The organism is Streptococcus parasuis, from assembly GCF_021654455.1.
Lineage (GTDB): Bacteria > Bacillota > Bacilli > Lactobacillales > Streptococcaceae > Streptococcus > Streptococcus parasuis.
The window spans coordinates 1,551,329-1,576,634 of record NZ_AP024276.1; the positions used below are offsets into that span (position 1 = coordinate 1,551,329).

At 41.9% G+C, this 25,306-nt stretch carries 26 protein-coding genes; 1 reads left to right on the forward strand and 25 read right to left on the reverse strand.

From position 1 onward, the window contains the following. Positions 1–6 precede the first annotated feature (6 nt). From L6410_RS07790 to L6410_RS07860, 15 genes are all read right to left on the reverse strand, one after another. Positions 7–552, reverse strand: coding sequence for an NUDIX hydrolase (locus L6410_RS07790; RefSeq protein ID WP_172071550.1), 546 nt, complete (start codon positions 550–552; stop codon positions 7–9). 8 nt (positions 553–560) lie between these two features. After that, positions 561–1,943, reverse strand: coding sequence for a bifunctional UDP-N-acetylglucosamine diphosphorylase/glucosamine-1-phosphate N-acetyltransferase GlmU (gene glmU / locus L6410_RS07795; protein WP_237395268.1), 1,383 nt, complete (start codon positions 1,941–1,943; stop codon positions 561–563). A 177-nt stretch (positions 1,944–2,120) separates the two neighbouring features. Next, positions 2,121–2,591 (reverse strand): ASCH domain-containing protein, encoded by a 471-nt coding sequence (locus L6410_RS07800; protein ID WP_024396844.1) that lies wholly within the window; start codon positions 2,589–2,591, stop codon positions 2,121–2,123. Beyond that, complete coding sequence (locus tag L6410_RS07805) at positions 2,588–3,139, reverse strand: GNAT family N-acetyltransferase (RefSeq protein WP_024391722.1); 552 nt, start codon at positions 3,137–3,139, stop codon at positions 2,588–2,590. The genes L6410_RS07800 and L6410_RS07805 overlap by 4 nt, the downstream gene beginning before the upstream one ends. Positions 3,140–3,150: 11 nt before the next feature. Beyond that, complete coding sequence (locus L6410_RS07810) at positions 3,151–3,849, reverse strand: 3-oxoacyl-ACP reductase (RefSeq protein WP_160863645.1); 699 nt, start codon at positions 3,847–3,849, stop codon at positions 3,151–3,153. After that, entirely contained in the window at positions 3,842–4,078 is a 237-nt protein-coding gene (locus L6410_RS07815; RefSeq protein ID WP_004194840.1) for a DUF2829 domain-containing protein, read from the reverse strand. The genes L6410_RS07810 and L6410_RS07815 overlap by 8 nt, the downstream gene beginning before the upstream one ends. Positions 4,079–4,126: 48 nt before the next feature. Next, entirely contained in the window at positions 4,127–4,921 is a 795-nt protein-coding gene (locus L6410_RS07820) for a DUF1129 domain-containing protein (RefSeq protein WP_237395269.1), read from the reverse strand. 1 nt (position 4,922) lies between these two features. Next, positions 4,923–5,240 (reverse strand): PadR family transcriptional regulator, encoded by a 318-nt coding sequence (locus L6410_RS07825; RefSeq protein WP_024391725.1) that lies wholly within the window; start codon positions 5,238–5,240, stop codon positions 4,923–4,925. Next, positions 5,237–5,401 carry a hypothetical protein gene (locus L6410_RS07830; protein WP_024391726.1) on the reverse strand — a complete coding sequence of 55 codons (165 nt, stop codon included), beginning with the start codon at positions 5,399–5,401 and terminating at the stop codon, positions 5,237–5,239. Before L6410_RS07830 ends, L6410_RS07825 begins: the two co-directional genes overlap by 4 nt. A gap of 595 nt (positions 5,402–5,996) precedes the next feature. Continuing rightward, positions 5,997–6,338 (reverse strand): P-II family nitrogen regulator, encoded by a 342-nt coding sequence (locus L6410_RS07835; protein ID WP_024391727.1) that lies wholly within the window; start codon positions 6,336–6,338, stop codon positions 5,997–5,999. Between the two features lie 14 nt (positions 6,339–6,352). Beyond that, the gene (locus tag L6410_RS07840) at positions 6,353–7,588 is read right to left on the reverse strand and encodes an ammonium transporter (protein WP_024391728.1); all 1,236 of its coding nucleotides are present in this window, start codon (positions 7,586–7,588) and stop codon (positions 6,353–6,355) included. A 234-nt stretch (positions 7,589–7,822) separates the two neighbouring features. Beyond that, positions 7,823–9,823, reverse strand: coding sequence for an FtsX-like permease family protein (locus L6410_RS07845; RefSeq protein WP_237395270.1), 2,001 nt, complete (start codon positions 9,821–9,823; stop codon positions 7,823–7,825). 1 nt (position 9,824) lies between these two features. Then, complete coding sequence (locus tag L6410_RS07850; RefSeq protein WP_160863647.1) at positions 9,825–10,583, reverse strand: ABC transporter ATP-binding protein; 759 nt, start codon at positions 10,581–10,583, stop codon at positions 9,825–9,827. A 95-nt stretch (positions 10,584–10,678) separates the two neighbouring features. Then, on the reverse strand, positions 10,679–11,671 hold the full coding sequence (locus L6410_RS07855) for a sensor histidine kinase (protein ID WP_237395271.1): 993 nt from the start codon (positions 11,669–11,671) through the stop codon (positions 10,679–10,681). Then, positions 11,664–12,347: a response regulator transcription factor gene (locus L6410_RS07860; RefSeq protein WP_024392531.1), complete on the reverse strand. Its 684-nt coding sequence runs from the start codon at positions 12,345–12,347 to the stop codon at positions 11,664–11,666. Before L6410_RS07860 ends, L6410_RS07855 begins: the two co-directional genes overlap by 8 nt. Positions 12,348–12,528: 181 nt before the next feature. On the opposite strand from L6410_RS07860, the gene L6410_RS07865 reads away from it, so the two are divergent. Continuing rightward, complete coding sequence (locus tag L6410_RS07865; RefSeq protein WP_237395272.1) at positions 12,529–13,710, forward strand: DUF2974 domain-containing protein; 1,182 nt, start codon at positions 12,529–12,531, stop codon at positions 13,708–13,710. Between the two features lie 334 nt (positions 13,711–14,044). On the opposite strand, the gene L6410_RS07870 is transcribed toward L6410_RS07865, so the two are convergent. From L6410_RS07870 to L6410_RS07915, 10 genes are all read right to left on the reverse strand, one after another. Continuing rightward, a complete protein-coding gene (locus L6410_RS07870) occupies positions 14,045–15,169 on the reverse strand; it encodes an aminotransferase (protein ID WP_172024710.1) in 1,125 nt (374 codons plus the stop codon). A 185-nt stretch (positions 15,170–15,354) separates the two neighbouring features. Further along, the gene (locus tag L6410_RS07875) at positions 15,355–15,891 is read right to left on the reverse strand and encodes a YtxH domain-containing protein (RefSeq protein WP_172075901.1); all 537 of its coding nucleotides are present in this window, start codon (positions 15,889–15,891) and stop codon (positions 15,355–15,357) included. Next, positions 15,875–16,285, reverse strand: a complete 411-nt coding sequence (locus L6410_RS07880; RefSeq protein ID WP_024392527.1) for a DUF948 domain-containing protein — start codon at positions 16,283–16,285, stop codon at positions 15,875–15,877. Before L6410_RS07880 ends, L6410_RS07875 begins: the two co-directional genes overlap by 17 nt. 13 nt (positions 16,286–16,298) lie before the next feature. Beyond that, entirely contained in the window at positions 16,299–17,075 is a 777-nt protein-coding gene (gene lgt / locus L6410_RS07885; protein WP_172024711.1) for a prolipoprotein diacylglyceryl transferase, read from the reverse strand. A 1-nt stretch (position 17,076) separates the two neighbouring features. Next, a complete protein-coding gene (gene hprK, locus L6410_RS07890; RefSeq protein WP_024392525.1) occupies positions 17,077–18,009 on the reverse strand; it encodes an HPr(Ser) kinase/phosphatase in 933 nt (310 codons plus the stop codon). Between the two features lie 122 nt (positions 18,010–18,131). Next, positions 18,132–21,245, reverse strand: coding sequence for a glycosyl hydrolase (locus L6410_RS07895; RefSeq protein WP_237395273.1), 3,114 nt, complete (start codon positions 21,243–21,245; stop codon positions 18,132–18,134). Between the two features lie 182 nt (positions 21,246–21,427). Beyond that, positions 21,428–22,819: a glycoside hydrolase family 1 protein gene (locus tag L6410_RS07900; RefSeq protein WP_237396766.1), complete on the reverse strand. Its 1,392-nt coding sequence runs from the start codon at positions 22,817–22,819 to the stop codon at positions 21,428–21,430. Next, on the reverse strand, positions 22,800–23,783 hold the full coding sequence (locus L6410_RS07905) for an acetylxylan esterase (RefSeq protein WP_024396860.1): 984 nt from the start codon (positions 23,781–23,783) through the stop codon (positions 22,800–22,802). Before L6410_RS07905 ends, L6410_RS07900 begins: the two co-directional genes overlap by 20 nt. A 1-nt stretch (position 23,784) precedes the next feature. Then, the gene (locus L6410_RS07910) at positions 23,785–24,423 is read right to left on the reverse strand and encodes an SGNH/GDSL hydrolase family protein (RefSeq protein ID WP_024396861.1); all 639 of its coding nucleotides are present in this window, start codon (positions 24,421–24,423) and stop codon (positions 23,785–23,787) included. Continuing rightward, complete coding sequence (locus L6410_RS07915; protein WP_024396862.1) at positions 24,420–25,298, reverse strand: ROK family protein; 879 nt, start codon at positions 25,296–25,298, stop codon at positions 24,420–24,422. The genes L6410_RS07910 and L6410_RS07915 overlap by 4 nt, the downstream gene beginning before the upstream one ends. Between the last annotated feature and the right edge of the window lie 8 nt (positions 25,299–25,306).

Genomic DNA, 25,306 nt, shown 5'->3' on the forward strand with positions numbered 1-25,306 from the left:
CTTAACCTACTTTCTCATGAGTTGTAAATATTGCACAGCCATAATCGTCTTAGCATCACAAATCTCGCCTGCTGCAATCAGTTTCATTGCTTCTTCCAAAGTCACTTCAGAAAGTTCAATAACCTCGTCCTCATCCATTGGACGTGGATTTTCAACTTTGACCAGATGGTCAGCTAAATACAGACGAATTCGCTCATTACAAAAACCGATGGCTGAATAGAAATCTGCTAGCAATGTCAGTTTGTCACTGGTATAACCTGTCTCTTCTTCTAATTCTCGCAAGGCAGCATCTTCTAGCGTATCTTCTTCTCCTAATTCCAACTTTCCTGCCGGAATCTCATAAATGGCGCGTTCAATCGCTTTCCGATACTGTTTGACCAAAATCATTTTACCTTCTGGGGTAACGGCTAAAACGCAAACTGCTCCCTTGTGGAAAATGAGTTCACGCTTACCAGTTCCACCATTTGGCAAGGCAACATCATCTACTACTACATCAAAAATGTGTCCTTTAAAAATTTCTGTCCGCTCAATGGTTTTTTCTTCAAAATTCATACGATTACCTATTTTTGACTTGGATGGAAGGGGAAACGTGTCGCATAACCTTCTTTATTTTCTTGGCGACCACGACCAATACCGATAGCATCTTTTGGAATATCTTTTGTAATCACTGATCCAGCAGCCAACAAGGCGTTGTCCCCAATAGTTACTGGGGCAATAATCGTAGAATTAGAACCAACAAAAGCATTATCACCGACAGTTGTTTTATATTTATTTTTACCGTCGTAATTGACAGTGATGGTGCCAGCACCAACGTTAACATTATTGCCAATCGTTGCATTTCCTAGGTAGGTCAAATGACCAGATTTTGTTCCTTCTCCTAAAGTTGAAGCCTTAACCTCAACAAAGTTTCCAACGTGTACATCTTTTTTCAAAAGACTACCTGGACGAATATGGGCGTATGGTCCTACCGTCACACCTTCTTCAATGACAGATTCTTCAATGTCTGAGTTGCTGATGACGACATCTGTTGCAATTTTCGCATCACGTACACGTGTACCATTGGTTAAAACTGCACGTTCTCCAATGACCGTCTGCCCTTTCAAGACAACATTAGCTTCAATAACAGCTTCTGCACCGATTTCCACATCAATATCAATATAGGTAGCATCTGGGTTGATAAATGTCACACCATTGACCATGTGTTTTTCATTGATTCGTTTGCGCATCACAGCTTCTGCAGTCGCAAGAGCGACGCGATCATTGACACCCAAACTTTCATCAAAATCACGCAATACATAGGCACCAACCTTTTCGCCTGCCTTACGGAAAATCGAAATAACATCTGTCAGATAGTACTCTCCTTGGGCATTGTCCGTATTAATATCTTTAAGCGCTTCAAAAAGACGTTTATTATCAAACAAATAGGTTCCTGTATTGATTTCTTTCACTTGTTTTTCAAAATCACTGGCATCTTTTTGTTCAACAATTTTTTGCACTTCCCCATCAGCATTACGGATAATGCGTCCATAACCAAATGGATTATCAGCTTGAGCTGTCAAGATAGTCGCAACATTCTTGTGGCTGACATGGAAGTTGATGAGGCTCTTCAAACTTTCTCCTGTAATCAGCGGTGTATCTCCTGCAATAACAAGGGTCTGACCTTCCAAACCTGCAAGAGCTGGCTCAGCCATCATAACGGCGTGCCCAGTACCCAACTGTTCTGACTGGAGGGCAAACTCGGACTGTCCTTCCAAGACCTGCTGCACCAGCTCTGCCTTGTGCCCCACAATCGTCACCGTCTTAGCCGGCTCCATGGCATCCACAGCTCGCTTGACGTGCTCCAACATGGAAATCCCCGCCACCTTGTGCAAGACCTTTGGCAAGTCCGACTTCATGCGGGTCCCCTTGCCCGCCGCTAGAATAATTGCATAGTTATTGCTCATAAATAATTCTCTTTTCTTCGTAATACCACTATTATAGCAAATTTTGAATTTTTTGGAAAATGGCAGTATTATAAGGATTTTTCGTAAATAAAAAAAGAAACTGAAATGAAGTCAGCTTCTCAAGAATTTCTAATATTAGAAAACAAACTACAGGTTGATTGCATCCAATAGAATTTTCTATTTAGGGTAAACCAATTCAAATTCTTCACAGACGACTAGCATATCTTCTGAGAAGGACAAACCTGCTTCTGCCAGCCAGATAGTGAAAAGCTCTTCATGGACCAGTCGCCAGTGGATTAGACTTTTCGCTTTTATGTCAGACAAGTCCCCTCCCTGACGGAACTCTCCCTCCTTATAGGCATGATCTTCCGTCACTTGGGAAAAGGGCGTCACATAGACCTTGGTGGTCTGAATAATGCACACAGCCTGACCTTGTCCGTCCAGAATGATGTCATAGCCACCAGCTCTTGGGATTTCTTCTCCCTCCACTGCGTAGAGGGCATAGGCAGAGCTGGTCGAAGTTTTAATGCCCTTAGCTACCAAATCAGCCAGTCGATCAGCTTCCGCCCCAAAGGCCCAGGCCTCTGGCTCAGGACCTGCTTGGGGATTGATTGCAAGAAAGTTTTGCCAGAGTTGTGTAGGTGTCATGGGTGCTCCTTCCTAGACTGCCATTCCTCTCTTGTCAGCAGATTCACTCGTTCGCTACGGACCTCATCAATGAGTGGGAAATGCACATCTTCCATGAGGTATTGGTATACAAAGCCCAGTTTTTCTTGGACACGTAATGATTTGGTATTTTCTACAAAGGCACGACACCATATTTTCTCTAAATTCAATTGGGAAAAGCCGTAATCCAGTAAAACTTGACTAGCCTCTGGCACCAATCCCTGTCCCCAAAATGAATGACCAATCCAATAACCAATCTCGGCCTCTGAATCAGGCAAATCAAGACCACCTTGCTTGCCAATCATCAGTCCGATACTTCCAATCACCTGTCCTGTTTCTTTGTGAACAAGGGCATAGGTTTCTGGTTGGCTGAGAACAGTATTGATAATCTCTCGACTTTCTTCTACACTCTGATGAGCAGGCCATCCTGCTGCTGGGCCAACATCTGGGTGGCTGGCATAAACAAATAAATCTGCTGCATCTGCTTCACACCACGGGCGGATCAACAGACGATTGGTTTCTAGAATCATAATTTTCCTCCCTACTTCAAACTCCAGCCACCGTCAATGGTGATAATTTGGCCTTGCATGGAAGCCAGTTTGCCAGTAGCCAGCATAAAGGTCAGCTCTGCGATTTCGCTGGGTTGGGACCAGCGTCCGATAGGGGTCTGGTCTGCCACCCAATCCGCCAGACCACCAGGCTCAAAGTCCTTCTGGGTCATGCCTGTTTGGACGGCACCTGGGGCGATACCGAAGACCTGGACCTTGTCCTTGGCATAGTCCAAAGCCAACTGCTTGGTAAAGCCTGCTAAAGCGTGCTTGGAAGCAGTATAGGCTGAGCCCCCTCCTCCTGCTAGACTGGAGGCAATGGAGCACATATTGATAATGATGCCCGACTGTCTGTCCACCATTTGCTGTAGATAGGGGCGGGTCAGTCTGGTCACCGCGAAAAAATTAACCGCGAAGATGCGAGCTAATTCATCCTCCTCAATATCAAGGTGGGGTCGGTAATCATCTAGAATGCCTGCGGTGTTACAGAGGACATCAACTGTCTGGCACCAGGAAAAGACTGGGCTTAAATCGCCTGTCAGGTCCAACTGTAGAAAGTGGAAATCTCCTGCCAAATCAGGCTTGCTGGCCTGATCAATCCCGTAGACACGCCAGCCATTTTCCAAAAAAATCTCCGCCTGCGCTAGTCCAATGCCGCTGGAAACGCCTGTGATGAGGGCTGTCTTAGTCATGAACTTCTACCCAGTCGGTCGCAAGGACGTCACAAGGTGTCGGGCTCCACATGGAGAAGCCTTCGCCCTCGCCTGTCACGTTGATGAGGAAATAGGGCGTCGCCTCCAGCTTTTGCCCGTGAACTTCAATGGTGTCAAAGAGCTGGACGTAGTTCTCCGCCCCGCCCCAGCCTGTGCGAACATACTTTTTCTTGGCCTTCAAGCCTGGTAAAATCTCTTCAAATGTCATGGTTTTGCTCCCTATATTTTTCTTTATTATACCAAAAATATCAACTCTTTACTTACCCTTTCTCACCAACAAAACCGCAGTTCCAATCCAAAAGGCCATAGCTGGAAGAATGACCAACATCAGATTGAGCCAAACTGGGACGGTCATGACCATATTTACCACACCGCCAACAATCATGAAGAGATAGGTCGGTAAAAAGACATAGCGGACTAATTTTTCCTTTTGGAAAAATAGCAGAGCGAGACCGAGCAAGGTGAGTGGCACTAGAAGCCCCCAGCCAGTCAAGACTATGTCAGGTTCCTTGGGGATTGCCCAGAGACGAAGTCCACAAATCAGGAGAAAAAGAAGGGGGATGCAGAGAAAGCTTGCCCAAACCTTGATTTTGCTGGTCTGGTAAATGAGATCGCGAATAATGAGGAAAATCCCAGCGGGGAGGAGGAGGCTAAGTAGCGCGTCGCATATCAGGTCCAGCCAGTTGAGAGAGATGGTTCCTGTCCCTGCAAAATCCATGAGCCATTGGCTACCAAGGTAAATGATGAGCATGAGGCCACTCAGGTTTGCGACTTCCACAAAACCAATCGGAGGGAGGTAGCTGAGTAGGTCATCCGCCATCTGCTTGCTGTCTTTGCCCAGAAAATCCTCCGCTGAAAGCCCGTCTTTTTGAGCTTCCAGAACATCTTGGTAAATGGATAGGAGCTGGGCAGTCACTGCTTCTTCCTGCCTGTGAAAGACAGAGGCAATCATCATGTAGCCATTGATACGGCCCATATACTCCTTGTTTTCCTTGGTCAGCTGGTTTTCAATCACTTCAATCTGCTTGCGGTATTCCATTTGTTTGCTCATCCTACTCTCCTTTCAATCGCTGAACCTTTTGGACCAATTCCGTCCACTGGCTCCAAAAACTCTCTAGATAAGCCTTTCCCTGGTCTGTCAGATAAAAATACTTTCTATCTGGCCCGTCTGGCGAGGGCTTATTCTGACTAAAAATCAGGCTATTTTTTTCTAACTTCTGAAGGAGGGGATAGACTGTCCCTCCGACCATGTTTTCAAAGCCCTGATTTCTCAACTCTTGGACCAGCTCATAACCATAAATCTCCTTCTGGCTGATAATTTGTAAGACACAGCCATCCAGGACCCCCTTGAGCATCTGGGTTTCTTTCATAAGTCCTCCTCTTCCTCTGCAAAAAATCCAAACAGCAAGCCTGACGCCAACATGATGCCTAAGATCAAAATAGAATCCAAGGCCCAGCCAGTTATAATGGCCGTCACAAGCGTGATGGCTACCACTTCCCAGTTTTCACGTTTCTTCCTGTCCAATTTCATGTTATACTCCTATCTAGTTTGTAATGCCTACTAGTCTGATAAAAATAAAAGTGATTTTATTTGTCTTTTATCACTAGTTTGTTTTACCTATTAGTTTTGTATCTATAGTCTAACACAAGATAACTAGTTTGTAAAGCAATATAGTGAAAAATATTCAAAAAAACATCACTTCTACAAGTTTTCTACAAGTTTGCGTTAACATCTCAGCACAATGATAGATTGCTTCAACAGTCTGGGGAGAGACTGTTGAAGGGGGGAAATTAAACAAACGCAGTTTGTGTACAAACAATCTGGGAGATTGTTGGAGGGGGGAAATTAAACAAACGCTGTTTGTGTACAAACAGTCTGGGGAGAGACTGTTGAAGGGGGAAGATAAAAAGTTGCGGTAGCAACCTATCTTAGAACCTGTAAAAAAAGAACTTGGGTTGCACCAAGTTCATCATATCTATTTCTAAAAACCAATATTCACCAATGACAAACTTTTAGATAAGAAAGCAATTTACACTGGTCTTTGAGAGAACACTAACTGTATTTTGAAAAGAACTAGTGTTGAAAAGCTTACTTAAATGAAAGTGCTGAGCAGTGAATCCAAGTTCTAAATTGCATCACGACCACGTTCCCCTGTACGGATGCGAACAACATCATCGATTGGCTGAATAAATATTTTACCGTCACCGACTTCCCCTGTTCGGACTACAGTAGTGATGACATCAACAACTTCTTCGACTGCGGCATCTTCAACAACAATCTCTGCTTTGACCTTAGCAAGCATGGTTGGAGTCACCTTTTGGCCACGAACGAATTCCGCAAAGCCTTTTTGATTACCAAAACCCAGAACTTGTGAAATCGTCATTCCCTTAGCAACTCCTGCACTAGTTATGGCAACCTTAAGATCTTCTAATTTCTCTGTACGAATAATTGCTTCTATTTTTTTCATCAAAAACACCTCTCTTATGAATCTAAGCCCATAAATGTTGGATAAGCTGTCTCACCATGTTCTGTATCATCCAAACCAATTGCTTCTTCTCTATCTGAAACGCGGAGTGGCATGAAGAATGAGATTCCCTTGATGAGAACAAATGTCATGCCTGCAGACCAAACAATTGTAAAGACAATCGCTGCGATAGTTACCAAGAACAGGCGTGGATTACCATAAATCAAGCCAATATTTTCAGGGTCGAGAGCCAATTCAGGAGTAGTGAACAGTCCTGTTACGATACCGCCAAAAATACCACCGACACCATGACAGCCAAAAGCATCTAAGGCATCATCGTAACCAAGTTTATGTTTCACAATAGCAATTGCATAGAAACAAACTGGACTAACCAATAATCCGATAATCACTGCACTCCACGTTGATACAAAACCAGCCCCGGGCGTAATAGCAACCAATCCAGCTACTAATCCTGTTGAAGCACCGACAAGTGATGGTTTTCCATTCTTTATATATTCTAACAAAATCCATGAGAACATGGCCGCTGCAGCTGACAAATGTGTCGTTACCAAGGCATGAACAGCCAAACCATCGGCTGCTAAGGCAGAACCTGCGTTGAAACCAAACCAACCGAACCAAAGCAAACCAGCCCCCAATAGGACAAATGGTACATTATGTGGACGGTATTCAAGGCGATTAAAGTCCCTGCGCTTGCCAACTACCAAAGCCAAAACCAAGCCACTTACCCCTGATGTAATATGGACAACATCACCACCAGCAAAGTCAATTGTACCCCACTGAGCAAGTAACCCTTCATCCCAAACCATATGGGCAAATGGATAGTAAACTAAAAGAAGCCAACCAATTATGAAGATTAAGAGAGGTTTAAATCGCATCCGTCCCGCAACAGAACCGGTTAAAATACCAACAGTAATGATAGAAAACATCATCTGAAAAACTGCGAAAAGTGAATCCGGAATCGTCAAGCCCCTTGTACTCTCTGAGTCACTGACGCCTTGGAAAAACGCATGTCCAAGATCACCAATAAGATTTCCATCACCTGAAAATGATAGAGAGTAACCAACAGCGAACCACATCACCGTTGCAAGGGCTAGCGAGACAACAGACATCATCATCGTTGAGATGACATTTTTCCGTCTCTCGAGACCACCATAGAAGAAAGCAAGGGCTGGCGTCATTAAAAATACCAAACCTGTACAAATCACTATAAAGGCAATACTTGATCCTTCAATTTTCATAAGCACATCTCCTTTTCTATCCTATAATTGTTAGTACTTATCTTACTGTCTTCATTTTTTATCAAGGGCAAGAACGATGACACTAAGCAACTATAGAATGAACTTTTTTGTTATGCTACATACAATATCACTATCCTCTTAATCTGTAAATATTAAATTGACAGAAAATTCTAAAAATGTTCCACGTTATGTTAGAAATATCAAAAAACTTGGGAAAACCCCAAGTTTTTAGGAAACAATTTGTTTATAAGTTCGTGTTGTTATTGCAAAAACCATCAAGTAGAGCAAGAAATAGACCACACAAATTCCTATCGTTACGTGTAACATTAATTCCATATTTACAACACCGATTGAGACAAGGATGGCGGATAACATCTTATAGGCAAAACCAAGATGAACGATAGCCAGGAAGATTGGAAGGAAAAATACCATCAACAACTGCTTACGGATAGACTGTCTCGTCTGATCCTCATCCAGACCAACCTTGGTCATGATGATAAAGCGATCTCTGTCTTCATAGCCTTCTGAAATCTGTTTGAAATAGATGACCAATACCACCGCCATCAGGAAGGTGAGCGATAGCAAGAGCCCAATGAAGAAAAGTGAACCAGCAAAACTGAAAAAGTTCCTTGTTGCATAGGCGCGGTAAGCCAGACTGACCGTGTTTGTTCCATCAGGAAGGATATTGGAAGTCCAAAGTTCGCTTTCAAAAGTTCCGGATAAGAAAACCTCTTGGCCAATAACCTGTTCTTCTTCTGACAAACTGCTTTCAAAGCCCATATAATAGTGATTCTCAGCTTGATTTTCAAATATCATCAAATCTTGAACCACAACGATCAAATACTGACTGACATTGAAAGTCACATAGTCTGGCAGATGTCCCAAGGTCACATTTTTAGACAAGACTTGGGCAACTTCCATCTCCTTTTCATCAAAGGTGAGGGTTTGACCAGCTTGAAACTGGACTCCCTTACTATAAATGGCCACTTGGTCAGCTGCTAACTCCAGTTTTTGACCAGTCATCTTTTCATAGCTGGCTTGATCAAGGATAAACCCAATACCAAGGTCAGAGAAATCTATACTAGCTGCTTTTTCATCCGTCAAAAATCTTACTTGCTGATGGGTCACTTCAGAAAAATAGGCTTGCTGATAGGGATAGACTACCTTACTTTCCACAGGAATCCCCGCCTCTTCCAAGATAGTATCCGCCCACTCCTCCACTTGTGTCTTTGAAGTGGTAGGTTCCATGACAACATCAATCGAATAATCATTTGGATTCTGGTTGGCGATATAATCCTTACCACCGATGTAAATATTAAGTCCTCCAACCATGGTCACTAAAAACATAGTGGATAAAATGGTGATCGTAGCAAGACCCAGAGCATTTTTCCGCATACGGAAAATCAAGTTAGATACAGAAATAAAATTGTCTGGCTTATAATAATAGGTCTGACGGCGCTTGAGCCAGTTTAATAGACTGATAACACCTGCTTGGAAGAGCAAATAAGTTCCAAGGATAACCAGAAGAGTTGCTCCGAAGAAGCTTGGAATAGCCTGTATAGGACTCGTCACTAGTTGGGCAATAACATAGCCTGCCCCCAGTAAAATAAGAGCTAAAAGAGTTTGCAACCAGAGGAATCCTGTTTTCTTATCCCCACGCTTCTTGCCCTGAACCAGCTTGAGAGAGTCAGTCAAGCCTAGCTTTCCGATATTAACTAGGCTGACTAAAATGAAAATTCCATAGAGATAGGCAAGTACAATTGCCACATTTTTCAATTGAAAGACGGATGTCAAAACAACTGGCATTTGCATGGTCTTAAGCAAGAGCGCATAGAAAAGTTTGTCCAGGGCCAGTCCTAAAAGGAGGCCGGTCAAAATAGTGCTAGTTGAGTAGACCACATTTTCTAGGAAAGTCATCAAAAGAAGGTGTTTTTTCTCCAAACCCAGAATACTATAGACGCCGAACTCTTTTGACCGTTGCTTCATGACAAAACTATTAGCATAAAAAACCATAATAGCAACTGCTAACATGACCACAATCATACCAAACCCCAACACTTGGGTCACTCCATTTGCCCCCTTGACTTGACCTAAATCAGGATGAAAAGCTAATGATGCAAATATATAAGAAATGGCTGTGGAAACAATGGTCATTATTGCGTATGGGTAGTAGAGACGACGGTTCTTTTTTAGATTGGTTAGCGCCAATCGAAAGCATAGTCCAAACATACTACTCACCTCGATTCGCCATAAGAGTCAGAGTATCTGATATCAACTGAAACATCTCTTGACTGGTCCGTTCACCTCGGTAGATTTGGTTATAGAGAATACCATCTTTGATAAATAAAACCCGTTTTGCCCGACTTGCTGCAGCTGTCGAATGGGTTACCATCAGAATCGTTTGCCCCTGCTGATTAATTTGTTCAAAAATATCCAGTAAGGTTGCTGACGATTTGGAATCTAAGGCACCAGTCGGCTCATCTGCTAGAAGAATTTCTGGTCGTGTGATAATAGCACGCGCTACCGCAACTCGTTGTTGCTGACCTCCTGAGATTTCGTATGGCATTTTCTCCTGCAAGGTCCCAATTTCAAGACTATTGAGTGTACGTACCAAACGCTTGTTCATCTCATCTATCGGAAAGCGAGAAAGAACTAATGGCAGGAGAACATTGTCCTTGACGGATAAGGTATCCAAGAGGTTAAAGTCCTGGAATACAAAGCCCAATCTCTCCCGACGAAAGGCTGCTGCTTCCTTGCTCTTGATAGACTGTGTATCCAAACCGTTCAGCAAAACCTTGCCTCGCGTTGGCTTATCGAGGGTGGCCAAAATATTGAGCAAGGTCGACTTCCCTGAGCCAGACTCACCCATGATAGCGACATATTCTCCCTCTTCTACAGTAAAATGAATATCTTTTAAGGCCTCTACTTGCCCTGCCTTAAAGCGTGAACTATAAATCTTTTGCACATGCTGAACATCTAAGACGGTCATAACATCACTCCCTTTCTTTTTCTACCTCCATTCTAGCTTATGCCAATATAAGCTGCCATAGCTCAAGCTTTCATTAAAGTGACAAATTTGTAAGACTAGTCTATGACAAGTTCAACCTCCTTGATCCCGATTCGAACTTCGGTTCCCTGACCCACTTTGGAGCTTAGTTTTAGGGAATAGCCCAGCTCCGCTGCGATTTTACGTGAAAGATAAAGCCCAAGTCCCGAAGATTGCTGTGTTCTACGACCATTGAATCCTGAAAAACCACGTTCAAAGACCCGTTCCAAATCACTCTCTGCAATCCCGATTCCTGTATCACCAATGACCAAATCATCTCCGTCCAAAACAATCGAAATGGTCCCTTCCTGACAATACTTGAGGGCATTGGATAAAATTTGCTCAATCAGAAGTCCTAGCCACCGTTTATCAGTCCTTAAAATCCGATCCAGTTGTCCTAAGTCCAAACGATTGTTAGACTGTATAAAAAAGAGAGAATATTTCTTCACCAGAGTCCTGATGAGCTCATCTAAATGAACAGGTTCAATGACTAAATCATCATGAAAAGACTGGAGTCGCAAGTAATTCAAGACCAAACCAGTATACTGCTCTATCTTGAACAACTCAGATTCTAGTTGGTGACGAATTTGACTGGTCTCAATTTCATTGATTAAGAGGTGGCTGGCTGCTATAGGTGTTTTCATTTGATGGACCCAGAGGGTATAGTAATCATCTAATTCAGCCTGGTCCTTTCGCTGCTTTTCAAAGAGTGATTTATTTTCGACCTCCAGTCTTTCCAACTTCTCATGTAAGCAACGCTCACTAACTGTCATTGATGCGACCTTCTGACCACGCCAGATTTTTCTAAAACGAGAAAACTCGACAAGAAGGTCGAACAAAAGAGCAAGAAACCAGCAGAGACTGAGAAGGGTAAGGGCATAAATGATTAAATTGATGTCTATTTCAAAAAGAGAGCCGAATCCTAGAATAATCCCCGAAAAAACGATAAAGGCAAGGAGAAAAATCCAACGATGGCCAAGCCAAGAACCTAGAAATTGATAAAAAACGCTACGAAAATCATCTTTATTCATGGATCCACACTAGGCCGTAGCCGACTCCTTTCTTGGTCGCAATGAGGTCTGGCAAGCCCAGTTCTGTCAATTTTTTGCGCAATCGGGCAATATTTACTGATAAGGTATTATCATCGACAAAGATATCACTGTTCCATAACTCACGCATCAGTTCCTCGCGACTAACGACTTCTTTGCCATGCTCAAAAAGTACTCGTAAAATCTGAAATTCATTACGAGTCAATTCTTCAACAGCTTCTGTATAGGAGATCTGCATAGTTTTTAAATCAAGTGCAACCTCTTCAAACCAGAGTAAACTCTGCTCACCAACAAAATCATAGGTTCTTCTCAAAAGTCCTTGTATTTTTGCCAAAAGTACTGTCATTTCAAAGGGTTTGGTCACAAAGTCATCCGCTCCCATATTAATCGCCATGACAATATCCATCGGCTGATCATGCGAAGACAAAAACATGATGGGGACACGAGAGGTCTTACGGATTTCCTGACACCAATAATAGCCGTTAAAGAAAGGAAGACTGATATCAAGTATAATCAAGTGAGGTTGAAAATCGTCGATTTGCTTCAAAATCGTCTGAAAATCCTTTACTTCTTGAACCTGATACCCCCAGTTCGTCAAGTTTTTAGCGACCAATTGGCTAATGGTTTTATCATCTTCGACTAGAAAAATCTTCTGCATCTGTGTCTCCTTTCACTCTTCTATTATTATAGCCTATTCCATAAAATTTATGCAAATTTATTCGGTGGAAATGAATGTGAATGTGAAATTTTTATGAAAATGGCCAAATAACTATACGAATAGTTGTCATCTATGCATGATTAGGTTATACTATTTATCTATAAGAAAACTTGAGGTTTTTATGCCAAATTTACTAGATTACATTAAAAATATCCAATATGATAGTTTCTATGATCAAGCCATTAATAAATTAGATATTCTAGCCTTAACAGAATTATCTTATCTCCCCTTTGACGATCTTGTTCCGACAGAATTCGACAGTTCTGGTATTCGTATTGATAAATTATTTGATGCTTTCAATGAAAAATACAATCAAAAATTTCCTCCTTTTACCATGGTCACAAAGAGCCGCTTAACTCTTTTTGAATTAATGGCTAGCTCAAAACGCTATAAATACTTGAAAGCATTTGCCTATGTTAATGATTATCAGATTGATTTACAACAACAATTTGCAGCAGTTAGCTATCACTTGGATAGGGATACAGTGTTGACCTGTTTCCGTGGCACCGACGATACCATCATTGGGTGGAAGGAAGATTTCCATATGACCTATATGAAGGAAATTCCTGCACAACAAGCTGCCAGTCGCTATTTGCAGGATATCATGGCTGCTCAACATTCTGATTTTTATGTTTCAGGCCACTCGAAGGGTGGTAATTTAGCAATTTATGCTACTTCTCAACTTCCACCAGCCCTTCAACAATATATTTTGATTGTTTACGCTTTTGATGCTCCAGGACTTCATAAACAGTATTTGACGTCGGATGGGTATTTGGGGATCGAACCAAAAATTGTACCAATTATTCCTCAAAATTCCATTGTAGGTATGATGTTGGAAACACCAGAAAAAGCGCAAATAGTGAGCAGTCGCACAATCGGTTTATTACAACACATCAGCTTTTCTTGGGAGGTAGATGGGTGCGATTTCCGGACCGCCCCAGCACTTACTGAAGAAAGTTTGCAAATTGACCGTACCTTAAAAGCATGGACTGCTAGTTTAACAGAGGAAGAATTACAGGCCTTTTTCGATCTATTTTTTGGCATTTTCATTCAAGCTGGCATCGAACGCTTTAGTGACTTTGTCATCAATCCCTTGCAAAAATTACAGGAGATTGATCGATTAAGAAAAGAATTTTCCCCTCAAGAAGCCGAGATGATGGATAAACTCATTCGCATGCTCTTTGATACCCGTTATCAAATCTGGCTAGAAAGATGGAATAATCGCCTCCCAAAACCCGACCTAAATTTCCCTGATTGGAATGAACTCTTTACTCTCCCAACTATCAATAAAAATAAAAGCTAGTTTAGGTTCTCTAAGCTAGCTTTGTTTATATAGTTTGAGATTTATACTCTTTGAAAATCAACATACCCTCTCGTCAAGATCCTCGATGAGTGAAAAGTTCTAGTGCTATAGTTCTGCCTATTATAGTCGAATGAATTAGCTTTCAGACAAGGAACTGAGACGCAGGCTGTACTGAAGTACGGCAAGGCGAAAGTGACGATGTATCAAAGCTAATTCAAATGACTATACCTTAAAAAGAATGCCAGAAGGTGCTATCTTTAGCCTAAAGATAGACTGGGAAGAACTCATATCATTTGTGATGAGTTGTCAATAGATCTTCGATTCTAGTTGATTTTCAATGACTTTTGTCGTATGCTGCTAAAGCATTTCCTAATAGCTCCAATCCTTTTTTCAGTGTCTCTTGGTCACAGGCATAACCAATGCGAACATACCCCTCTTTTTCAAATCGACTTCCAGGTACAACCAATACCCCATATTTTTCTAATAGGTTCAAAGAAAATTCTTCAATCGGAATAGGAACATCCAATTTGACAAAGGAGGTTGAGACAAAAGCAGGTTTTATGTAGGATGCCCTAGGTTGCATAGATACCCAATGGTCCAAAATGGATAGATTTTCGTGGATAATGCGGTGGTTTCTTTTCAAAATTGCCTGGCGATTGTCCAAAGCAAGCTGAGCCACCATATCATCGAATACACCTGCGCAAATCAAGGTGTAATCCCTATAATCACGTAAAATGGAAATGACCTTCTCATTTGCAGCAACCCAGCCAATACGAATACCTGCTAAGGAGTAGGTTTTGGACAAACTGTTGACTGCTATGCCATTTTCATACAGGTCTACAATTGAAGAATTGTTGTTTTCCGAAAACGATGTGTAAATTTCATCAACTAGTACATAGGCACCAACACTTGCCGCAATTGTAGCCACTTCTTTTAGGAAAACATCATCCATTACCGCACCCGTAGGGTTATTGGCATTATTTAAACAAATCATCTTTGTCTGAGGGCGAATTAATTGACGTAAATCATCTAAATCTGGTAACCAATTCAATTCTTCTTTAATCTGCCAGTATTCAAGCTCTGCACCTAGTGATTTTGGAATATCATAGAGCTGTTGGTAAGTGGGATAGAGCGAAATAATATGATCACCTGGTTCAATTAGACTAAAGAGGGCTAGAAAATTTGCTCCAGTAGCACCATTTGTCTGCAAGATATGTTCTGGTCCGATTGTACGATAGAGTTGACTGACTGATTTCTTAAACCCTGGAGACCCCTCAATCCAGCCATAATCCAATTTTGTCTTTCCCAGTTCCTTGTAAAATGTCGCTGCAGAAGTATTGGTCAACTCAAAAAGTTCATCTAAGGTTAATGATTTGATGGAAACCCCTGCGATATCATATTTTGCATTTTTTTCATGGACATTCAGCCATTCTTCAACCCCAAAACGTGGTAATTTCATCTTAATCTTCTTTCTAATATTCTCTATCAATCATTGTAACATGAAATGATTATTTCAATACTGGAAATAATAGTATTTTGGAAGGGTTTTGTGTCAAAATTACTCCTTCCCCCACAAATGAATCAATTTCTTGTCAAAAGAAAAAACCAATTTAGCAATGCTAAATTGATTCTTTGACTATTATTTTAGAGGTTGTGAGACTCTTCGCTATCATTTGTTGGTGCTTCAGTTACTTCCTCCACAGTAGGTTCAACAACAACAGAATCAATATCAATTTCAATATCCTCTGAAACTACCACAGCATCTTCAATATCATCAGCCGTTACATCAACTGTTGGTGCTTTAGCGGTTTTAGCTTTAATTGCATCCAGAATATCCGCTGTAGAAAGATTTTGTTCTGCAATTTTTTCTTTGATTTGTTCAAAGGTTTCCAAAGATTTTTCCTTGCCAGATTTGACCAAGTCTTCAACTGTCAGTTCTCCAGTTTCAAGTTGTGTTTTCACTTCAGTGAACCGTTCAGATGCTTGTTTTCCTAGATCTTGGGCTTTGTTCACGAAATCAGCATTGATTTCATCATGATTTTCCTTGTAATCATTTGCAAAATTGACTACCTTTTCTTTGACTACTTTACCAGTTTTGCTTGCTAGAAATACAGCAGCTGCTGCACCTCCTGCTGCTCCCAATAAGAGACTGGTTAGTACGCTACTAGATTTTCTTACCATTTTTTTCTCCTTTCTTACCTAAGAGAGATGAGATAGCTGACAGAGCAGAGAGCGCTCCACCTGCCTTCACTGTATTTGCTCCAGCAGACTTAGCCTTGACTGTCAAATTTCTTGCTGATGTATTCAGGTCAGAAACTGAAGTTGACAAGTCTGCCACTGCTACAAATAGCGGATCAAGAGTAGCAACTTTTCCATTGACATCTTCTACCAAGACATTGGTCTTGGCTAATAGCTCATTGGTCTGGTAGAGTGTCACATTCACATCGCTAGTCAAGACCTTTAGGGTCTGTTGCGCTTCATCCGTTACTGTATTCAATTTTTTTAAAAACAAAATAATGTATACTGCCACCGCCGCGATGGACAAGGCAATAATCAACACTGAAATTTCAATAATCATATTCTCTCCTTTATGGTTGATAGAACGGAATAGTTGCCTTTCTCCTCCGAAGCACAACCATGATAATACCAACGAAGATTAGGATTCCAGACAACCATTGTGAGACGCGTACGCCCAAGAACATGAGACTATCCGTCCGCAATCCTTCAATTAAGAGGCGACCAACGCCATACCATATGAGGTAGAAAGCTGTGATTTCTCCCTGTTTGAGAAGTTTAGGACGTCTGCGTAATATACAAATCACTACAAATCCCAAAAAGTTCCACAACGATTCAAATAGGAAGGTTGGTTGACGATAAGCACCGTCAATATACATCTGATCACGTATGAATCTTGGTAAATAATTTAGGCTATCAACAGCTTTACCATAAGCTTCTTGGTTAAAGAAATTTCCCCAACGACCAATCGCTTGAGCCAACATGACCGAAGGCGCAACGACATCTAGAAAATCTAGAGTTTTGATAAAGCGGTACTGTGTAAAGAAATACAAGATGATGGCTCCCGTAATCAAACCACCATAGATAGCAATTCCGCCATTCCAAATTGCAAAAACGGATAAGATATTGTCTTTATAGTCGCTCCAAGAAAAGGCAACGTAATATATTCTCGCTCCAACAATGGAAAGTGGAAAGGCAATCAAGATAAAATCCAAAATATCATCTTGAAGGATTTTCTTGCGTGGAGCCTCTTTTACTGCTAAGTAAACTCCGAGCATTAAACCAAGTAAAATACAGATGGCATACCAACGAATCTCTAGGGGGCCTAATGTAATTGCAACTGGATCCATCTTAGTTTTCACTCCTATTGTGTTCAATTAAATTAGAAAGACGCTCCTCAAATAATTTTGTCGCATCAAATCCCATTTGTTTTGCTCGGTAATTCATTGCTGCTGCTTCAATCACTACAGAAATATTACGTCCTGTTTTTACAGGTATACGGATTTGAGGAATCGCTATCCCAGCAATCTCAATCGTATCACCAGAATTTCCCAATCGGTCAAACACCTTGCCTGTTTCAAAATTTTCAAGGTAGACAGCTAATTGCACTTCTGATGAATCTTTAACGGCACTTGCACCATATAGACTCATCACATCAATAATCCCAACTCCTCTAATTTCCAATAAATGACGAAGTATTTCTGCAGGCTCACCCCAAAGGGTAACATCATCTTTGGCAAAGACATCAACTCGGTCATCAGCCACCAATCGGTGTCCTCGTTTAACCAACTCTAGGCCTGTCTCACTCTTACCAATACCAGAATCCCCTTGAATAAGAACCCCCATCCCATAGATATCCATCAGGACACCATGAACACTGGTACGTTGTGCTAAACGACTATCCAAATAAGAAGAGAGTTCCCCTGACAATCGACTAGTTGCAGTTTTACTTCTACAAATTGCAATCTGTTTTTCCTTAGCAGCCCTATACATCTCTTCAGGAATTTCTAGACCACGGGCAACAATAACAACAGGCGTTTCTGGCTGGAACATTTGAGAAAGGACCTGGTAACGGTTATGAGCAGTCATTGCTGTCAAATAGGACCATTCCTTCATACCAATCAGTTGAATCCGTTCTGGGGCGTAATAATCAAAGTAGCCAGTCATTTCCAATCCTGGACGGGTAATGTCTGCCGTTGTGATAGGCTTTTTCAGGAGCTCTTCCGTACTGTAAGCACATTCAATCCGCAGATTATCGACCAGATCTTTTACATAAACGGTCATTTGTTCCCTCACTTTCAGTTTTATTATATTATACCATAAGCTAGGGGTTGGGGGAAAATACAGACTTTTTTTTAGTGAAAAAACCCTCATTTCTGAGGGCATTAGGAGGTAAATAATGAGGATCACATTTTTTTATGCTTGAAGATTTGAACTGCAGACAGGAGCCCTAAACCTAAAAGCATAAAGGATAAGCTGCTACCATCACCTGTTTGTGGTAAGGTTTTAGAAGACTTTGAAGAAGTTTGTGCTGTCAAAGCGGTCGGTTGGCCTGGTTTCTTTCCAGTTTCTACAACGTGACCACTAGGATTCGGCAACACATGTTCAGTTGCAGATTTTATAGGTTTTACATACTCAATTGGGTCTGTATCTTGATTCTTATCATGTCCCTCGTTTTCAACAGATGAACTTGGTTCATTTTCTGTAGATGGGGCTTCTTCTGAACTATCCTTGCTTCCCTTTTCCTCTAATTCAGCAAGATCTTTCACAAGTGATATCTGTTCAATCTGTATTTGAACCTGATCTTCACTGCCTTGCACCAAGAATTCAATACCAATTTCACGTGTATTGGAACGCTCCGCAATCTGTGACAAATCAAATCGTAAATCCGTCCACTGGTCATTAACAGTTGCCATTTCATTGTTAATCCATTGCCAACTATCACCAACTTTAATATAGAGTTTGGCTTGAACTGGGGAACTTGTTTTTAGTTTAACGACATACCAATTATAGTTGGATAAGTCTTGATTGGCTTGGAGATTGATTTCTGTTTTCTGATCTTTTTCACCAGAAATAGAGGCAACAAGCTGTCCATCTACTGTCTTCAAATCAGGACCGTTCCATTTTCCAACTTCCTCATCAAAATGATAGATTGTCGGTTGATAAGTTTCTACTTCTGGCTCATATTTGTCCACAATTGCAGGTAAATCTTCTCTAGTGACTGCTTGAATATCATCGAAGTAAAGAGTACCAGTCCCTTTTTCGCCTCCCAAATAAAAGGCAAATTGACTTACTTTCCCTAATCCAACTTGATCAATACGTGCACTTTGATTGCCTTCCCAAGCAGCTGGTAGAAATTCAGCAAGCGGCAAGCTGACGAGACCTTCGAATGCTTCAGTCAAAGCAATATTTTTCTCATAGCTGACATTGCCAATGCGTATTTGGACAGTCAAATGTTGAGGATAGCCACTGTGTTTGAGCCAGAAACTTAGAGCATTGGCTCCTTGCCAATTTTTCTCAAAGGAGATTTGACGTCCAGCATAACCCTTATCTCCAACTTCATAGTCATAGACCATGCCATATTTGCCTTCTTGCTTTTGGTTTTCAGATAAGCTAATTTGGATCTTATCCCCGTTTGATGAGTAAGCTTGGTGCAGTAAACTGTTGTCTCCAAAATATTGCTCAAAAGTATCAACTACTAGGGGGGATTCTGTGTTCTGCGTGAAACGAGTAAATAGTTTTACTTGCTCCTGCTTGGTTTCCTGTCCTTTACTAGTGTATTGGATGGTTGCAATCAAGACTTGATTGTCTAACTCAGCTGGAAGTGTTATATTTGCTGTAAAATACTGACCTTCCTTGGAAAGCTGATAGATTTGGTCGCCAATTGTCATAGATACTGCATCATCCTCCTGACTTGGCTTGACAACAATGGTTACCTCTTGCTGACCAATAATGTCCCCATTTGCAGGACGGATTAGGTAGACTGAATCAGTTACGGGACTTGTTTGGATATTCTTACCCTTCCCATAAATTTGACCCACTTCCTTGGCAAATACAGTATTGGTGTGCTGATAAAATCTTTCAAAGTCTGGCAATAATTCATGGTCTCCACCGAGGCTACCATTGACATCACGATAAGGAACGTAGATGTTATTAGGCATGCCAAAATTTGCCCAAGTCAGCATGTAGGCAATTTTAGAAGCCTTTTGGTCAGATTGAATGGTGTTAAAGATGCGACTATACCAATCTAAGGTATTGCCTGTTTTATTGAGACCTTGGGCGCTGTAGCCAAATTCTGTCAAGGCTGCTACTTTCCCTTTTTGTTCTGCTAAGTCTACTATCATGGAGAGGTCTTTCACTAAGCCTGAAAGGAATTGTTCTGACCCTGCATTGTCTTTTGAATCATAGGAATCTATTCCCAAAATGTCCACATAAGCATCACCAGGATAGGTCTCTAAATAGCGTTCTTGGTCCCCAGGTGTAGCTGTATTTGGGGAATATACATAGAGGATATTATGAATATTTTTCTGGTCACGAAGGTATTCGACAGTGTAGCGATAAAGAGCCTTGTATTGGTCGGGTTTGGTTGTGCTGGCACCCCACCAGAACCAAGAACCATTCTGCTCGTGGAAGGGTCGAAAAATAAGTGGAATATCCTTACCTTCATCATCCTTTAATCCCTCAGCCAGACTGGCAATTCGATCCAACCATTGATTAAACTCTGTGTTTTTCGTACCACCTGGTAGAATTTCAGACACGACATTGCCAGAGCTATCATTGAAATTTCCACCCGTCACAAAATTATAGGGGTGCATACTGAGAACGACTGCCCCTCCTAGTTGGTGAGCAGTTTTCATGGATTCAATGACATTGTTCAAGCTTTGTTCAGGATCCCCTGCCACGCCAGGCTTTTCATGACCGTCTAGAGATAGCGTATCCCAACCAAAAATTGCAGGATAATCCCCAACAGCATTTTTCACCTCAGAATCAGTCGAGCCTGCTCGACTGCCTTCACTGGTCAAGCTCACTCCTTCATCAAGGGCATGCTGCTGTCCAAACAAGATGTCTGGACTGGCCGCCTTTTCCTTGAGATAGTCCAGTAATTCCTTGGTCTCCTGACTGGCTTTCGCATCAACCATATTTAGAACCACACTATCTCTTGCGCTTTCAGTCTCCACCCCTGCAGTAGCTACAACCTCCTCTAATGTCTCTGACTGAATCTCTGTTACAACTCCTGTTTCTTCACTACTAGGCTCATCAGTCTTTACTTCAACAATTTGTGGAGCAAATGTAGCTTGTGTTTCCGTATTTTCATCTGAGACTTTCGTTTCAGAGTTTGCATCAGGAACCGCTTCCATTTCTGTTTCAACAGAAGTTTCCCCTACTGGTGAAGGAAGAACTTCTGTTGAAAGAATAGGGTCCGAACTTGTTTCTTCCGCCAAAACAGCATGCCCTCCCAACAAACAACTAGCCACCAAAACACCTGCTAAAACACTTGATTTCGTTAATCTGTTTCCCATTTTAGACTCCTTTTTATCTATTTTTTCCAAAAATTGACCGCAAAAAAGAGCGATTATTGTAAAACCGCTCTCCATCAAAAAATGAACCAATGTCATCGGGAGGTTTGACCTCCCGTGACATAGCACTACCACTCACAGTCAAAGGACCTGATGCCCTTTGTACAAGGAATTCCAGTAGCTTCTTAGTCCAATCCATTTTGACCAACAACAGTTTTAAACCACTCACCTGATTTTTTAATGGTTTTCACCTGCGTATGGATATAATTTGAGATAAATCCATAGCGGTTGCGATAAGCATTGGTCCATGACCAGCAATCAATCGGCGTCCAGAGGTGATAACCAAAGCAATTAGAACCTTCTTGGATTCCCTTATGAAGAAATTCCAGATGCTCACGGATAAAATCAATCCGATAGTCATCTTGAATCTGACCAGTCTCATCCAAGAACCGTTCTTCTCGTGAAACTCCCATACCATTTTCAGAAACAAACCATGGAATATTCTTGTAATTGTCGCGAATATTGATGGCAATATCGTACATGGCTTCTGGGTAGATTTCCCAGCCCTTATCAATATTCATCCGACGTCCAGGCATGTCATAATGGTCATAATAGCGGGTAGGCATCCAGTCACCAACAGAATTTGGAGCGATGTCTGGCGCTTTCACACGGTTTGGATGGTAGAAGTTGACTCCAAGGAAATCCACTGTATTGTTCTTGAAAATGTCTGCATCTTCTGGTTCTGTTTGCCAGATAACCTTATCACGACTCAAGACCTCTTCAAGTTCTGCTGGAAAATGTCCGTAAATAGCTGGTTCCAAGAACATCTTGTTGTTCCAGAGTTCAGCAAATTTAGCTGCTTCTTGGTCAGCTGGCGCTTCTGAGGCTGCATAGGTTGGCGTCAAATTCAAGACTGTACCAATGCGTCCGCCCTCCTTATCCAATCCTAGCTCACGGAATTTGGCAATAGCTTTGGCAGAGGCAAGGTTGAGATGATAGGCCACTTGCACAGCTTTTTTCCCATCCACTACTTTAGGATAATGGAATTGATAGAGGTATTGCCCATCCACAACGACCATTGGCTCATTGTGGGTTGTCCATTCTTTGACACGGTCACCAAAGTGTTTGAAGGCCTGCTCTGCGAAGCCAACATAGAGATCCACTACATGACGAGACTCCCAGCCACCATACTTGTGATAAAGCTCCACTGGTAAGTCAAAATGGTGCAAATTCATAATCGGACGAATGCCATTTTCAATGAAACAATCAATCACCTGATTGTAGAAATCAACTGCATCCTGATTGACCGTATTGGTTTCCAAATCATCAATCAAACGCGTCCATTGAATAGAAGTCCGCACACTGTTGAGACCAACCTCTTTCATGAGAGCTATATCTTCACGAAAACTATTATAAAAGTTGGAAGCCGTATCAGGACCAACCTGATCATAGAAGGCTTCTGGTTCTATCTCATACCAGTAGTCAAACATATTGGCGTGTTTTTTAGCAAAACGCCCTTCGCTTTGGGGACCTGAGGTCGCTGCTCCCCACCAAAAATTAGCTGGAAATTCTTTCATCATCTTCTCCTACTGCACTTAATCGTTGGTGCATGATATCGTTAAATTTCGGTAAATACTCATGTCCAAATTCTGGATAAAAGAGTAATTCTTTTTCTGATTGTAATTGATTATAGACCGCAAATTGCATTTTGGGATGGCAGATGCGATCTTCTAGAGCCATGGCCCACAAGACTTTGGCCTGAATCCGTGGCACCAAGTATTGGATGTCAATGTAATCCAGGGCTCCAAACACAGCTTCTTCCGTTTCATGCAAAGGATCTCGAAAGCGGAAATAATAAGGGATTTCTTCATAGGCTGATTGTTCTGCTTGTAATCCATAAGCTTCTCTAAAGTCACTGAGAAATGGATATTGGACAAAGCTGGCCTTTACCTGCGAACAAAGACTGGCACAAACCAAGGCTAATGCCCCTCCTTGCGAAACGCCATAACTATACATGCGTTGACTGTCAACCTCAGGCATCGATTTCACAATCTGGCTAAGCTGATAAATGGCTTGGTAGACTCGTTTATAAAATAAATTTTCCGGACCTTCCTCCACTCCTCTGAGTAAATGTCCTTTGAGGGTTCCTCCCTTTGTCTGGCTAGAATCTTGAGAAGCGCCACCCTGTCCAGGAACATCCATTGCCACCACCATATAGCCCAAGGAAACCAGAGTCAATTTGTCCGACCAATCTCCGACATTTGTGTGATAGCCGTGAAATTGAAACAGGACAGGGCATTTCCCAATATCCCCTTTGGGCTTCAAGAACTGACAGACAATCCTAGATCCGTCCACAGCCGAAAAAATGAGTTCAAAACAATCTGCAAGCGGACTTTTAAAAGGGACTGGTTTCAACTGATAGTCTAGACTTTTTTCATCAACTTCTTTCAAAGCCTTGTCCCAAAATGCATCAAAATCTTTTGGCTTGGATTGACTACCACCATAGTCACCCCAAAGCGCTAGAGCATCCTTTGTCCTCATCCTATACCTCCACCTGCAACCGTTTGAGAACCTCATTCCCAATAAATGCCGCACCTGCTAGCGTCGGATGAACACCATCTTCACCTGTCAAATATTGTGCAGAGTGGAGAATGGCTTGCTCATTCAGAAGTCCATCTAAGGGAACTAATTCCAAATCAAATTCCTGAACCAAGCGTCGCACAATCTGAATTTTGGGATCCAAGTCCACTCGCCACTCCTGTCTATCCAAGGGATAAGGCAGAACAAATGGCTCCATAACCAATATTCGTTCTACTCCTGCCATTTTCAAACTCGTCAGCAGTTGGCGGTACTCCTGTTCAAACCGTTCCTGCTCAGCTTGACTACCGAAGGATTCTTGGCCAACAGCATGCCAAACGTCATTGATGCCCACCATGAGTATGATGGCTGTCGGGTTAAGCTCTAGACATTCATGGATACGGGCATTCAAATCTGCAACCTTGTTTCCACCAATGCCCCTGTTATAGAAAGAAAAACGGGCTTGTGGATACCGAGCAGCTAACTGGCCAGCAACATGATTAACATAACCATGTCCCAAGCTTCCTGCATCCTCCTTATCTCGCCCCCACTCTGTGATGGAGTCTCCGAAAAAGACGATGGTATCATCCTTGTATAGCTTCATATTTTTTCTCCATATTGGCTCACAAAATGAGCAGCTGCGCCAAGTAAGTTGGCATCATTTCGGTATTGGCAAGCTTCCAGTTTGAATGTCAAATCTGTAGCATCCGCCTCTAAAATAATCTGGCCTAAGCGCTTTCTGACTTCTTCTACCAATTCTTCCCGAATGGAAATGCCTCCACCGATTGCAACGAATTCTGGATTTACAGTCATCAACACATTGTAAATGCCGATAGCTAGACTCTGATAAATGCCTTCCACTGCCTGTCTGGCCTTTTCATGTCCTTGGTCTGCCAGAGCAAACAAGTCTTTTCCTGAGAAGGATTCAGCTAAGCCTTCAGCCTGCGCAAAACGGTTTGCCACGTGAACAGGACTGACTAGGTGACTCAAGGTCATGCCATCCTGAAGGATCATATAACCAAATTCCCCTCCAAAGAGATTTTCTCCTTTTAGTAAGGAATTTCCTTGAGCAACAGCTCCACCTACTCCAGAACCGATGATGAAGAAAACAGAGGATGCGCTATCCTTGGCTACCCCAAGATGTAATTCTGCTAAAGCAGCACAGTTGGCATCATTTTCTATCGAAACTGGTAGACCAAATAAGTCACTTAGCTCCTTTTGAATGGGAAAACGGTGAATATAAGGAATGGCACTTTTTCCATAAATGATCCCCTCTTCCGTATTGACAGAACCAGGACTGGAAAAAGCTACTCCAGTCAGCTGAATTGTTGAAAATGATTCTTGCAATTTTTTCAATTCATTTTTCATTTCTTCCCAACTGTCTGGAGTTGGAAAAGAAGATTGATGGGAGAGTTGCCCCTGATTGTAGAGGGCAAATTTCACAGCAGTTCCTCCCATATCACAAACAAGTAAAGCCATATGTTCTC